Genomic DNA, 12,959 nt, shown 5'->3' with positions numbered 1-12,959 from the left:
TGTTATCCTCCTGTACCAGGCAGAAGCATGCCTTTTTTTGCTGCTTCCTCATTACTGTTAATAATCTGCTGTCTTGCCTCTACCATGCTTTCTGTTTTTCCGTAATGAAAAAAAGCGACGTCACCAAATGGATTTTGAGCGCTTCGCCCTGCTCTGCCGGCAATTTGAATAAGTGCACTTGCAGTAAACACAGCATCTTCTGCACCTAACACAGCAACATCAATATTAGGAAAAGTAACACCTCTTTCCAAAATCGTCGTAGTTATCAGGAGCTTTATTTCTTTATTCCTCATCCTTTTCACCTTTTCCATCCTCATGGGATCTGCAGCATAAACTGATTCAATATTGCTGTTCAGCTGTCTCAATATTGACATAACCTTTTGTAAATAAGCGATTTTTGGTACAAACAATAAAACCTGCCTATCCGTGATTAATCTGTTCTTCAACCAAGTTAACAGCGCGGATGGCAGTTTATCTCGTTGGAGCTGCTTCTCCCAATTTCCACACCAAACAAAGTGCGGGACGGGAAGTGGATGCTGATGAAACCGTGCCGGTATTGTGACAAAGTTAATTTTGTTATCTTGGCATTTTCGTTGCCAGCTTTTGTTGGGAGTAGCTGTTAAATATATCATGGAAGAATTTTGTTTTCTTGCTTTCCTCACAGCATACTGAAGCGTTTTATCTGCTGAATATGGAAATGCATCCATCTCATCAAGGATAACAAGATCAAATGCCTTCTCGAAGCGATAAAGCTGATGTGTTGTGCTAATGAAAAGAGGGCTGTATGTCAGCTTATCCTCGCTGCCTCCATATATTGCGATTACATTTATATCAGGAAAAACCTGCTGCAGTCTCGGTGCCAGTTCAAGCACAACATCTGTTCTTGGGGTGGCAATACACACCCTCTTTCCCAACTGGAGTGCCCGTTCAATACCTTTAAATAAAAGCTCTGTTTTCCCTGCTCCACAGACTGCCCAGACCAGCATCTCCAAATTTTGTTCGACTGCTGTTACAATCTTTTCGGAAGCCAGCTGCTGCCCTGGCGAAAGTGTTCCTTGCCAGTTGAGCCTGCATGCAGGTATTGGTGCATCTGGGCCTGCCCAGCTTATAAGAGGGGTGCATTCGGAAAGTCTGCCCATCATGACACAATTACGGCAATAGGTACATTTCCGCCTGCACCGTGCGCAATGGAAGGACGCAAATAGTGCCGGCTGGCTATTTCCACAACGCACACACATTATTTGCTTGCGGTTTTTTATTATGGCTGGCTGATACGTGCAATATCCATTCATATAATGTGTTTGAATTTCTTCTAATGAGAAGGTGGTCTCCTCCAGTACCATTTTTTTGCCTTGTAGTGCTGATTGAAGTTTTTTATTGTAGGGGAAATTTGGATTTAATAACCTATGTGGATGGCAAGGGAGGTCCACTATTCGGGACAATTCAGGACTGTAGGTGAGGGTGGGAAGAAGTGCGTTATCAGGTGAAAGTCTAAAAAGCATATTTTAGCCTCCTTATAGCATTCTTGTATGATGCTTTATTACTCCTCCTTCCTTTTTTCTATGTTCCTCTATTATCTTCTCTATTTATTCTATACATTCCTTCTAAAAAATAAGAGCCTATCTAATTCTTCATTAGATAGGCCATTGTTTAGATTTTTTTTATCCAGCCAAGCCCCATCGAACCCTCACCAAGATGAGTACCGATGACAGCGCCAAAGTAGCTGATAGAAAATTCGATATTAGGAAATCTTTCAGCAAGCTCGGCTTTCCATTCGATTGCTTCTTCTTCTCTGTTCGCATGAATAATTACTGCTTGGTAGTCTTCTCCGTTTGTTGCTTCTGCAAGCAAATCAACAATTCGTTTCATCGCTTTTTTTCTTGTTCTAATTTTTTCAAACGGAACAATTACCTTATCAGCGAAGTGTAAAAGTGGTTTAACCTGCAGCAGGCTGCCGATTAATGCTTGTGCACTGGACAAGCGTCCTCCCCGCTGCAAATGGGCTAAATCATCTACCATGAAGTAGGCATGGCTTGTCTTTTTCAGCTCTTCCAAAACAGGCATAATTTCTGCTGCCTTTTTGCCCGAGTTGGCAAGCTTAGCTGCTTCTATAGCATAAAACCCTTGGACCATGCAGCTTATTTCTGTATCAAAAGCAAATACGTTAATATTATCAACCATATTGCCAGCAGTAATTGCTCCCTGGTATGTTCCGCTAATACCGCTTGATAGATGAATGCTAATTACTTCATCATATTCCTTTGAAAGCTGCTCGAACAGTTCAGCAAATTTTCCGATTGACGGCTGAGAGGTAGTCGGAAGTGCTTTTGACTTCACTTCTTCATAGAATTGACCTGCTTGCAGGTCTACCTCCTCTTCATAAATTTCGTTGTCAAAAACAACTGTCAACGGAATCATATGTATATCATATTTATCTCTTACTTCTTTCGTTATATAAGCAGTACTATCTGTTACAATAGCTGTTTTCATTTTTATATAATACCTTCCTTATCTATACAGATGTATGTATATTTTAACTAAAAAACAAAATATTTGCACCAAATATAGGTTAATTTTATTATTCTAGTCAAAAAGGTATCTTATACTGATTCCTATTAAGAAAGAATTAAACAGTCAGCTCCCGACGATTTACTTCTTCAAATAGCATGGAAATAAATTCTTCCTCCAACTTTAAAGATACCGCCAGGTGATATGCTTTTATCAGTTCAGCGTTTGAAAGAATACAAACTCCGCTCATCTCAAACACTCCTATCCCTTTATCTATGAATATTCTGCACTATTCACCATTTGATGGACATAGGAATATTATACTAATTCCGCTACTTTTTTGACAAATAATGTGGTTTTCCCCCATGATTCAGGACAGAAATCGACATTTATTTTAAATAGGTAAAAAAAAAGCTCCCCATAAGGAAGCTTTTATCGTACTTCTACCCAACCGTTTTTGATTGCCACAACAACTGCTTGAGTACGGTCATTAACGTTCATTTTTTGCAAAATATTGCTGACATGGTTCTTAACTGTTTTTTCACTTATGAACAAGGCTTCTCCAATACCTCTGTTGCTTTTTCCATCTGCAAGAAGCTGCAGCACTTCGCACTCACGACGTGTCAGAAGATGAAGCGGTCTTCTTATTTCAACTGTTTGTACATAATGATCTCCGCCGCCTGTCTCTTCCAATGCTAATCTGCGGTATTCATTAACAAGGTTATGAGTTACTTTCGGATGAAGATAAGATCCGCCATCAGCAACCACTTTCACTGCTTCTACAAGTGCATCTGCATCCATTTCTTTCAACAGATAGCCGCTTGCACCAGTTTTCAATGCATGTGTCACATAGTTTTCATCATCATGAATCGACAGGATAATAACCTTTGTATCTGGGAATTTCTCCAGCAATTGTCTTGTTGCCTCCACACCATTTGTTGTCGGCATATTAATATCCATGATTGTTACATCCGGCTCATATTGCTCTACCAATTGGATAGCTTGTGAACCATCATCACCTTCTGCGACAACCTCAAAGCTTGATTCAAAATCCAGGATTCGCTTAACACCTTCCCTGAACAATTGATGATCATCTATAATAACTATTTTCGTTGTAGCCAATTGTTTCGCCTCCCCTAATCTCACTTATCAATTTCATTAATTTTTAACTGGAACATTAATCATGACGAGCGTCCCTGATCCAATTTTTGAATCAATTGATAATTCCCCTTCGAGCAATTCTACTCTTTCTCTCATCCCTATTAAACCAAAGGATTCCTGCTTTTTAACACTCTTGTCAAAGCCTTTACCATCATCTTTGATGACAACAATAACTTGATCGCGCCTCATCTCTATTTTTACGAGGATCGTCTTGGCTTCTGCATGCTTTAATGCATTTTGAACTGATTCCTGAATAAGCCGGAACAGCGCTACCTCATATTTGTTTGGCAGTCTGAAGTCCTTGCCTATTGTCGTAAAACCGATACTTGCCGTTTGATAATACTCTTCAGTCGTTTTTAAGTATTTTTTTAATGTTGGCACAAGGCCTAAATCATCGAGTGCCATCGGGCGAAGATCGTAGATGATTCTTCTCACTTCATAAAGCGCGCTGCGAACCATTAGCTTAAGATTTTTAATCTCTTCAAATGCTTCCTGTGCGCCATGCTCCTTATATATTCTTTCTATTAAATCGGAGCGCATCATGACATTCGCCATCATCTGGGCAGGTCCATCATGAATTTCCCGTGAAAGTCTTTTTCGCTCTTCCTCTTGGGCCCCGATTATTTTCAAGCCGAAATCCTGCTTTTGCTTCGCATCCTCAAGTGCTTCTCCGACCTGCTTCAAATCACTGATCAAATATTTCATTACGACTGTGATCTGTGTAACAAGATGGTCTGCCCGCTCAATCGTCTCATCCAAACCGATCAGCCTTCTTTCAATATCATCACGTCTATCTCGATATTGCTTTTCCAGATGTCGGTTCATGCTTAAGTCCATCTGCAGGCTATGCGCTTTTTCATATGCTTCACGCACTTCTACCTCGGAGTACTCGTTGAAATGCTTACTCACCTCTGACAGGCGTTTTCTTGCAAAGCGGGATTGTGCTTCAAGCTTATCTCCCTCTTCAATTGTTTGAAGGACTAGATTCCTTATTTCCTTCAGCTCTTCGGTCAGCTTTTCATAATCCTTTCGACACTGTTCTCCAATGCGAAATATTTCATCCTTACTGGAGCTGACTGTCTCGACCATTTTTTCTAAAATGAAATCTAGTGTTTTTGTATCAAATTTCCTTATTATCATATTATATAATTCCTCCAAAAAGGTTGAAAACCCTTCCTGTATCAAATCTTATTTTAGCGTGAAAGTGGAAAATATGTATAATTTCATGGGTAATTATTATAAAATCGTTATATAGACATATATTATACCCAATAAAAGTAATACTATTTACCTAATTAAGAAATTTTTAAGGAATATTTTTTATACTAAACAAATGCCCTTTGCCCTATTTGTCATTTATGAAAGATACGGCTGAAATCGAGCTGTGCCTTGCATTTACCTATTGACCTTTGATATGACTGCTTTTTTATCAGGGACTTTTTAGGCATGGAGTTTTACTTATTATAACATGGCAATATCGGACTAATATTAAAATTCTGTTACAAACACATCAACAATTGAAGAATGAAGAATGTCGAATTATAATGAAATAAGGCTATAAAATATTATATTCTTATTTGTTCGTTATAACAAACATTTTTGTTTTTTTATTTAGAAAGGAGCTGTTTGGAATGCTTCCTTGCTACCATACTGTAAAAGGTTATGGAGAACATGAGATCATCATACAGAAATCGCGTTTCATCGCACATGTTTGCACTGCAACTAGTGAAGAAGAAGCACAAGCGTTTATTATAGATATTAAAAAGAAGCATAAAGATGCAACTCATAACTGTTCAGCATACTTAATTGGCGAAAATGATCAAATCCAAAAAGCAAATGACGATGGAGAGCCAAGCGGAACAGCAGGTGTTCCAATCTTGGAAGTGCTGAAGAAAAGAAAACTGAAAGATACAGTGGTTGTCGTTACTCGCTATTTCGGGGGAATTAAGCTGGGAGCAGGCGGCCTTATCCGTGCTTACGGAAAATCGGCCTCAGAGTGTATAACTGCGACAGGAGTCGTGGAAAGAACACTGATGACAATTATTGGCGTTACCATTGACTATACATTCCTCGGTAAAATAGAGAATGAGCTAAGAACCTCCCCTTATCAATTAAAAGAAATCCATTATCTGGAGTCTGTTGAGATTGATGTATATGTTGAAACCGAAAAAATCCAAACCTACAAGAATTGGATGACAGAATTAACGAATGGTCAAGGCATACTAAAAGAAAAAGAAGCCGTTTATTTAGAAACACTTATATGAATATTTTCCCTTCTCTTATTAAAAACTTCCTTAACAAGAAATAAAACACTAGTTATTATTATGGGATGAGATAGTAAGATAAGAATAATGTAATGGCTATTATGACTAGTTTCCAAAATCAACGCTTAAAGGAGAAACCAATGGCATCGAATAGAGAATCTTATGTTAATTATAATAAAAAGAAACGAAAAAGGAAAAAAATCCTGACATTTATCCTTGTGCCGCTGCTTGTCATTGTTGCAAGCGGAATAGGCTACGGGGCATTCCTTTATACAAAGGCTAAATCGGTTGCAGATGACTCATATCAGCCAATCGATAGGGATTCCTCCCTACGCAGTTCAGCGGTAGATCCAGACATTGATGATATATCGATCTTATTTATCGGAGTGGATGACAGTGAAAAACGCTCCTCCTCTTCTGGCACAACAAGATCCCGCTCGGATGCACTAATGCTTGCAACATTAAATGAAAAGGAAAAATCAGTTAAGCTGCTAAGCATACCGCGTGATTCCTATGTGTACATCCCTGAACGAGGCTATAGTGATAAAATCACTCATGCCCATTATTTCGGTGGTGTGAGCTCAACAATTGATACAGTGGAAAACCTGTTGGACGTACCTGTCGATTACTATGTAAAAATGAACTTTGATGCCTTCATGGATGTTGTTAACGCACTTGACGGAATTGAAGTAGATGTTCCGGTTACATTCACAGAGCAAAACTCGAAGGACCAAAAAGGCTCTAATGCGATTCATTTAGAAGAAGGCTTGCAAACACTTAATGGCGAGCAGGCTCTAGCCCTTGCAAGAACAAGAAAAATTGATAATGACATTGAACGCGGTAAACGTCAGCAATTGATTATGAAGGCTGTTATGAACAAAGCAGTATCTGCTCAAGCGATTACGAAATATTCGAAGCTGATGGAGGCTGTCGGCGATAATATGACAACAGACCTTTCTTTCAGCAACATACAATCACTTCTTGCATACGCAACTGCTGAAAACGGATTGCAGGTGGAAAGCCTGACATTACAAGGCAGTGATGGCAATGTGGACGGTAAGTATATTTACCAATTAGATCAAACAGCATTAGAAGAAACGAAAGCAATCCTACAGGAGCATCTTGGAATTACTGATGAGCTTTCTGATACGAACACTACAGATACTGATACAACAACTGATACAACTGGCACTACTGGCACTTCTTCTGAAAGCACAACAGACAGCAGCACAGGTACAACAGATAGTACAGGTACAACTACAGATTCGACTTATTCTGAGTCGACAAGTACAACTAATTAAATTTCACTAAAGAAGATGGGACAAGCAGTCCATCTTCTTTTTTTTATGTTATCCCTATAAAACGGTTCGTTTTTGTAAATACTATTGATGCTGTTAAACTATCAAGAATGAGGGAAACAACCATGATTAAATCAGTTTGGTCATTAATTAATTATGCGCTTGAAAGGCCGTTATTTTCAGAACATGATTCATTCCTGATGGATGATGAAGAGGATGTAATGCCGGTGCTAGAAAGCATTACAGATGATGATTTGTAATAACAAAAAAAAGCTTACCCATTTTAGGTAAGCTTTTTTTATGTGATTTAACGCTCTTTATCTGCTGCATATCGAATGTCGTTAATGAATTTTAGGATAGGTTTATAGTTCTTGCCGACAAGTCCTATCTTTTCAACAAACAACTCAATAATCAGCAGTACTGTAGCGATAAGGAGAATCGCTCCCCACACCTTCGCTTGCGAGAAAATGACTGCCACCAATCCAAAGAATGTTGCCATTGCATAAATAATGATGACTGTTTGTCTATGTGTAAAGCCAATATTGAGCAGACAATGATGTAAATGTGATTTATCTGGAGCAGATAATGGCTGCTTATTAATAAGCCTGCGTATTATCGCAAAAAATGTGTCAGAAATCGGCACACCCAGGATTATCACTGGAATAACGAATGAGATTAATGTTACGTTTTTGAAGCCCAGCAAGGACATCACAGCAATAATATAACCAAGGAATAATGCTCCTGTATCGCCCATAAAGATCTTCGCCGGATAAAAGTTAAAGAATAAGAATCCTAATGTACTCGCAAGAGCAATGGAGGAAATGGCAATAACATAACCATTCCCCATAATCATCGCCATACCAGTAATTGTGAACAGGGCGATAGAGGAAACTCCTGCAGCTAGTCCATCAAGACCATCAATCAAATTAATCGCATTTGTAATCCCAACGATCCAAAGAATGGTAATCGGAATATCCAGGAAACCAAACTCAATTTGACCGCCGAATGGCAGGTTAATGAATTCAACCTGTACTCCACCCCAGATAACGACAACAGCAGCTGCCAATGTTTGTGTCAGGAATTTGATTTTTGCAGACAAATTATAAATATCATCTAATATGCCTGTAATAATGATGATGGTGCTCCCGATTAAAATCGGAAAATGATAATCCTTGTTAGGGTTAATAATTAAAGCTCCGATAATAAAGCTGATATATATTGCTAAACCGCCCATTCGGGGCATTATTTTCAGATGCACTTTACGTTGTTCTGGTTTATCAACCGCTCCTAGTTTAAATGCCAGTTTTTTTACTAAAGGAGTAAGTATGATGGATCCAAAAAAACATGTAATAAGCATTATATAAATCATAAGATCCTCCCCAATGCCCCTTATGTATTTTAGGCATTTGCGCTTTCTTCTTAAGCTTATATTTTTTCAAGACTGATTATAGCATATTTCATCTTAATAAATCCTTTAATTTCTTCATGATAGTTTACATATAAATTACAAATAATTAAAACCTTTTATAAATATATAATATTAGACGTAGCATCACAAGCAAAAGTTGCACTCTTTACTTATAATATGGACATAAATTCCCGATCTTACTGATAATTTTCCGCTTTTTCTCTGTTACCAGCCATTCCATGCCGAAAAAGGCAAAAAAAACAGCATTCAAGCAAGGTTTCCCTTTTTGAATGCTGCTAATAATTAACTATGTGCTTTTTCCTTCTCTTCACTTCTGTCTTTAAAGGCATTTTCCCGATACTGCTTTTTCTCTTTATTAGACATCTTTTTGTAATCGTCCATAAATTTTTCGTAAGCGGGAATAACATCCTTAATACTGCCTTCCATTTTCACCTTGCCAAATTCCAGCCAAATTGCTTTTTCACAAAACTTCTTCATTTGGCCGATAGAATGGCTGACAAAGAACATCGTTTTGCCGCGTTCCTTAAATTCCTGCATCTTCTCTAAACACTTTTCACCGAATGCCTTATCCCCAACAGACAATGCTTCATCAATGATAAGTACATCTGGATCTGTATGAACAGAAATCGCAAAGCCAAGACGGGAACGCATCCCGCTGCTGTAAGATTTAACAGGCTGATCAATGAACTTGCCTAATTCAGCAAACTCAATGATATCTGGCTCAAGTGCTTTAATCTTTTCTTTGCTGAAGCCGAGCATCAAGCATTTCAGCTCAATGTTTTCCCGGCCTGTCAGCTGGTTGTTAAGCCCTGCTGCAACAGCAATCAAGGAAGCCTGTCCATCTATCTCAACAGTGCCGCTCGTTTCTGGAACGATGCCTGCGATAATATTGGACAGCGTTGATTTACCTGAACCATTTATGCCGACAAAGCCGATTGTATCGCCTTTTTCCGCCGTAAAGCTGACATCTCTAAGTGCATAAAAAGGCTCACCATAGCTCTTCGGCAAAAAAATATCCATCATTTTTTCCTTGTTGCTGCTGTATAGTTTATATCTTTTCGTCAAGTTCTTCACTACGACAGATTTAGTCATACAATCACTTCCATTTATAAGAAATCAATAAAATGCCTTCTGAACCTTACATGTAAATACGAACCAAGGAATAGGAAGACAAGCAATACTGCCCAGAAATAAAGAGTCAGCCAGCCATGCTCGATGAAGAACCAACCTTCACCTAAAAGGGCATATCGGAAACCTTCAATCAAATAATAAAATGGATTAAGCTTCATTACAAATTGGAACGTATCTCCAAAATGTCCTAGTGGCCAAAGAATTGGCGTGATATAAAGAAGCACCCTCATTAATGATTGCACAAGCATTTGAAAGTCCCTCACAATTGTTGAAATTGTTGACGTGATTAAGGACAATGAAAACAAAAACAGAATTGTGGCTACCAAAAAGTATGGAAGCTGCAAATAGTATATGTTAATAGGAATACCCATAAACTGAAAAATAATGATTGTCACAAGCATTAACAGCAATTGCGGCATTAGCTTCGACAATATCACATACGATGGTATCGCACTCAACGGGAAGTTCATGCGAGACACCATCTTCAGCCTTGTATAAATCGATTTCGACCCATGTGTTATCGAAGGATAAATGAAGAACCAAATCGTGATACCTGCAAGCATCCACGGAAAGTAATTATAGGTTCCTCCACCTTCATAAGATATAGGGTCTCTTCCCTGAACAAACCCAAACACAAACCAATAAATCGCAATCTGAATAGCAGGGTTCAACAGCTCCCATAAGCTTCCCAAATAGTTATTGTTATTGGCGCTTTTCAGTTCATATGCAGCCAGTCTATTGATCAAATGAAAATTATCATATTGTTCTTTTAACACTTTAAACATTGAAACCATGTAAACCTAACCCTTCTCTCATAAGCCAAATAGGACTAAATGGGCTTTTTAATGTAAGCTTTAAGCAAGATTGCTCTACTTAAGGAATACCTCTTCAACCACTCTCTTAGATGCTTCCCCATCTTCCAAATAACAAAACGTATTATAGAACTCCTCGAATTGTTCGTTAAGAGGCTCTTTTTCCGCTTGACGGATATATGCAATAACTTCATCCGTCGTTTTTGCCAATGGACCTGGTGCCTTTTGCTCAAAGTCAAAGTAAAAGCCGCGCAGCTTGTCGCGATATGTGTCTATATCATATACGTAGAAGATCATCGGTCTTCTTAAGTTACCGTAATCGAAGAATACGGAAGAATAATCGGTAATCAACAAATCAGATATTAAGTATAGCTCTCTAATATCCTCATAGTTGGAAAAGTCGTAAGCAAAACCAACATACGGAGTTAGATCTAGATTCTCTGCAACTAAATAGTGCATTCTCAAAATAACGATATAGTCATCGCCAAGCTCTTCTTTTAGCTGGTCGAGCTTTAGCTCTAAATCAAACTTGTATTTTCCTTTACCATAGAACTGGTCATCTCTCCATGTCGGTGCATAAAGGATGATTTTTTTATCAAGAGGTAACGCAAACTTTTCTTTAATTGCTGTAATGTTATCGACATGGTTATCATTAATCAAGGCATCATTACGCGGATAGCCTGATTCAATCATCTTCCTGTCGAAATCAAATGCTCTTGCAAAGATTTCACTTGAGTACGCATTAGGAGAAACAAGATAATCCCAGTTGCTTGCTTCTTTAAGGAAGTTTCTTTTGTACTTTTTCGTGTTCGTGCCAGGCATATGCACCTCATCCATATCTGCTGCAAGACGTTTTAGCGGTGTGCCATGCCATGTCTGCAAATATGTCGTGTTCTTTGGCTTCGGAATCCACAACGGCAAACGGCTGTTGCTGACCCAGTATTGTGCCCTAGCCATCCTGAAGAGCCATTTAACTGAGAATCTTGGCGTAATATTGATACCTCTGTTCTCAAAGTTTTCAATAAATCTTTTATCAACACTCCAGTACAGCTTATACTCTGGATGATTTTCTTTCAAATATTCATAAATTGCTCTTGGACTGTCACTATACTGTTTCCCTAAGAAGCTTTCAAATATAACTGTTTTCTTGCTTGCCGGAAGCATGCCGAGCATTTTAAATGCAAGCTTAAAGAGCTTTTTCGCTTTTCGGCTTCTTTTAATGCGCACAAGCTTGCCTTTAATTCTGCTTTTCAGCTCTTGCTTTGCATTAAAATCCGCCACTTTTAGGGATAGATAATTATTTTTTGCTGTTGATTTAAGCAGCACTCTTTTCTTTCCATATACAGTTGAAATACGACTTCTTTGTCTTTTGTATTTTGGATTGAAGGAAATAAACTTCAATCTTGGGCTTAATACTTTAACTATTTCCCCGTTTTCTTCATAAGAAAGCTCCAGATAGAGGCGGTAAAAGATTGCTTCTGACTGGAAAAGATATTGGCTTAAATCAATTTTACCTTCGAACCCAATTGTTTCGTAATGATGGTTGCTTCCACCGTACATTTCCTGCAAATCACTTCTTTTGTTATCCTCAAGAGAAATATTAAATACTTCTTCATTAATATTATTTGTGATAATCAGTCTTTTTTCGACAGGAGGCTGCTGTATCTGCGGATTAAAGCCATACCCAGAAATATGTACAAGACTGCCATTTGTTAAATGGGCTTCCTCAATGTTAGCGATAATTCTCTGTTGTACCGTTCTGAAGGAAACATTGCCCTTATTCGTTGTATAAGCATAAAACATTGTGCCAGCCTCAGCAAACATATAATAATTAAGCTCCAATGCTGCCTTATTGCTTTTTATTCTAAATCTCTTCTCTGTGTCCGTCTCTTCGTCCTTCACAAGCAAATACAAGTCCCATGTAGATGTCTTGATGAATTCCTCTTTATTTTCAGTAAGGCTGATTGCCGATTCATAAATCCCAAAATCTTCATTTATGTCAATTTGCTTGATAGACCCCTCTATTACATTTTCAGAGCCTCTTTGTATTAGTACAAGGCTTGTCTGCTTTGCTTCAAGCAATTCATGTTTAAAACAGAACTTCACAGATAATTGATCGTTATCAATAATTACCTTATGTGCCTGTTTATGAACATATCCAGATTCACTCATTATGCTACTCCTCTCAAACATACAGTACCTAAATTCACGTACTTTACAATCTATCAAACATTATATAGGTATCGTGAATGGATTTCAAACTTATTTAGAAGTACGACGCTCAACTGTGTTAGACTATTTTCATTTTTGTCACAATAATGAAAAAAACCTATAGCTGCGGGCATAAGGAGCCCGC

The 12,959-nt window shown here is 38.2% G+C and carries 12 protein-coding genes; 3 read left to right on the top strand and 9 right to left on the bottom strand.

Annotated elements, in window-relative coordinates:
* Positions 1-2: 2 nt before the first annotated feature.
* The 5 genes from CEQ21_RS15565 to CEQ21_RS15545 form a co-directional block, all read right to left on the bottom strand.
* Positions 3-1,502, bottom strand: coding sequence for an ATP-dependent helicase ComFA (locus CEQ21_RS15565; RefSeq protein WP_185765313.1), 1,500 nt, complete (start codon positions 1,500-1,502; stop codon positions 3-5).
* 148 nt (positions 1,503-1,650) lie between these two features.
* On the bottom strand, positions 1,651-2,490 hold the full coding sequence (locus CEQ21_RS15560; protein ID WP_185765312.1) for a DegV family protein: 840 nt from the start codon (positions 2,488-2,490) through the stop codon (positions 1,651-1,653).
* A gap of 136 nt (positions 2,491-2,626) precedes the next feature.
* Positions 2,627-2,758, bottom strand: a complete 132-nt coding sequence (gene sda / locus CEQ21_RS15555) for a sporulation histidine kinase inhibitor Sda (protein WP_185765311.1) — start codon at positions 2,756-2,758, stop codon at positions 2,627-2,629.
* A gap of 182 nt (positions 2,759-2,940) precedes the next feature.
* Entirely contained in the window at positions 2,941-3,630 is a 690-nt protein-coding gene (locus CEQ21_RS15550; protein ID WP_127738232.1) for a response regulator, read from the bottom strand.
* 36 nt (positions 3,631-3,666) lie between these two features.
* Positions 3,667-4,809 carry a sensor histidine kinase gene (locus tag CEQ21_RS15545; protein WP_185765310.1) on the bottom strand — a complete coding sequence of 381 codons (1,143 nt, stop codon included), beginning with the start codon at positions 4,807-4,809 and terminating at the stop codon, positions 3,667-3,669.
* A 491-nt stretch (positions 4,810-5,300) separates the two neighbouring features.
* Here CEQ21_RS15545 and CEQ21_RS15540 point away from each other — a divergent pair, with 491 nt between their 5' ends.
* The 3 genes from CEQ21_RS15540 to CEQ21_RS27270 all read left to right on the top strand — a co-directional run bounded on the left by CEQ21_RS15540 (position 5,301) and on the right by CEQ21_RS27270 (position 7,491).
* Positions 5,301-5,933: a YigZ family protein gene (locus CEQ21_RS15540; protein ID WP_185765309.1), complete on the top strand. Its 633-nt coding sequence runs from the start codon at positions 5,301-5,303 to the stop codon at positions 5,931-5,933.
* A gap of 140 nt (positions 5,934-6,073) precedes the next feature.
* Positions 6,074-7,234, top strand: coding sequence for an LCP family protein (locus CEQ21_RS15535; protein WP_185765308.1), 1,161 nt, complete (start codon positions 6,074-6,076; stop codon positions 7,232-7,234).
* 122 nt (positions 7,235-7,356) lie between these two features.
* Positions 7,357-7,491 (top strand): hypothetical protein, encoded by a 135-nt coding sequence (locus CEQ21_RS27270; RefSeq protein ID WP_268878992.1) that lies wholly within the window; start codon positions 7,357-7,359, stop codon positions 7,489-7,491.
* A 47-nt stretch (positions 7,492-7,538) separates the two neighbouring features.
* Here the strand turns inward: CEQ21_RS27270 and CEQ21_RS15530 are convergent, their stop codons facing one another.
* The 4 genes from CEQ21_RS15530 to CEQ21_RS15515 form a co-directional block, all read right to left on the bottom strand.
* On the bottom strand, positions 7,539-8,600 hold the full coding sequence (locus tag CEQ21_RS15530; RefSeq protein ID WP_127738236.1) for a glycosyltransferase family 4 protein: 1,062 nt from the start codon (positions 8,598-8,600) through the stop codon (positions 7,539-7,541).
* A 342-nt stretch (positions 8,601-8,942) separates the two neighbouring features.
* A complete protein-coding gene (gene tagH / locus CEQ21_RS15525) occupies positions 8,943-9,752 on the bottom strand; it encodes a teichoic acids export ABC transporter ATP-binding subunit TagH (RefSeq protein WP_185765307.1) in 810 nt (269 codons plus the stop codon).
* 14 nt (positions 9,753-9,766) lie between these two features.
* Complete coding sequence (locus tag CEQ21_RS15520; protein ID WP_185765306.1) at positions 9,767-10,585, bottom strand: ABC transporter permease; 819 nt, start codon at positions 10,583-10,585, stop codon at positions 9,767-9,769.
* A gap of 75 nt (positions 10,586-10,660) precedes the next feature.
* Positions 10,661-12,775: a CDP-glycerol glycerophosphotransferase family protein gene (locus CEQ21_RS15515; protein ID WP_185765305.1), complete on the bottom strand. Its 2,115-nt coding sequence runs from the start codon at positions 12,773-12,775 to the stop codon at positions 10,661-10,663.
* Between the last annotated feature and the right edge of the window lie 184 nt (positions 12,776-12,959).

It is taken from the genome of Niallia circulans, assembly GCF_007273535.1.
GTDB lineage: Bacteria > Bacillota > Bacilli > Bacillales > Cytobacillaceae > Niallia > Niallia circulans_B.
This window is presented reverse-complemented; position numbering and strand designations above follow the sequence as displayed.

What these genes read in the sequence shown, in the direction of transcription:
- CEQ21_RS15535 (WP_185765308.1), top strand. Translation starts at nt 6,074, where the DNA reads ATGGCATCGAATAGAGAATCTTATGTTAATTATAATAAAAAGAAACGA.
- CEQ21_RS27270 (WP_268878992.1), top strand. Translation starts at nt 7,357, where the DNA reads ATGATTAAATCAGTTTGGTCATTAATTAATTATGCGCTTGAAAGGCCG.
- CEQ21_RS15540 (WP_185765309.1), top strand. Translation starts at nt 5,301, where the DNA reads ATGCTTCCTTGCTACCATACTGTAAAAGGTTATGGAGAACATGAGATC.
- CEQ21_RS15565 (WP_185765313.1), bottom strand. Translation starts at nt 1,502, where the DNA reads ATGCTTTTTAGACTTTCACCTGATAACGCACTTCTTCCCACCCTCACC.
- CEQ21_RS15560 (WP_185765312.1), bottom strand. Translation starts at nt 2,490, where the DNA reads ATGAAAACAGCTATTGTAACAGATAGTACTGCTTATATAACGAAAGAA.
- CEQ21_RS15545 (WP_185765310.1), bottom strand. Translation starts at nt 4,809, where the DNA reads ATGATAATAAGGAAATTTGATACAAAAACACTAGATTTCATTTTAGAA.
- sda (WP_185765311.1), bottom strand. Translation starts at nt 2,758, where the DNA reads ATGAGCGGAGTTTGTATTCTTTCAAACGCTGAACTGATAAAAGCATAT.
- CEQ21_RS15520 (WP_185765306.1), bottom strand. Translation starts at nt 10,585, where the DNA reads ATGGTTTCAATGTTTAAAGTGTTAAAAGAACAATATGATAATTTTCAT.
- tagH (WP_185765307.1), bottom strand. Translation starts at nt 9,752, where the DNA reads ATGACTAAATCTGTCGTAGTGAAGAACTTGACGAAAAGATATAAACTA.
- CEQ21_RS15530 (WP_127738236.1), bottom strand. Translation starts at nt 8,600, where the DNA reads ATGATTTATATAATGCTTATTACATGTTTTTTTGGATCCATCATACTT.
- CEQ21_RS15515 (WP_185765305.1), bottom strand. Translation starts at nt 12,775, where the DNA reads ATGAGTGAATCTGGATATGTTCATAAACAGGCACATAAGGTAATTATT.